Here is a 222-nt window from a genome sequence, read left to right on the forward strand (position 1 = left end):
CCCCGAAAGCTATTTAGGTAGCGCCTCGTGAACTCATCTTCGGGGGTAGAGCACTGTTTCGACTAGGGGTCATCCCGACTTACCAACTCGATGCAAACTGCGAATACCGAAGAATGTTATCACGGGAGACACACGGCGGGTGCTAACGTCCGTCGTGAAGAGGGAAACAACCCAGACCGCCAGCTAAGGTCCCAAAGTCATGGTTAAGTGGGAAACGAAGTG

The 222-nt window shown here is 53.2% G+C and carries 1 rRNA gene; it reads left to right on the forward strand.

From position 1 onward, the window contains the following. Window positions 1-222 (forward strand): 23S ribosomal RNA (locus tag BHE89_RS03530); the annotation flags it as partial.

The sequence above is a fragment of the Shigella sp. FC1967 genome (genome assembly GCF_001743005.1).
Lineage (GTDB): Bacteria > Pseudomonadota > Gammaproteobacteria > Enterobacterales > Enterobacteriaceae > Proteus.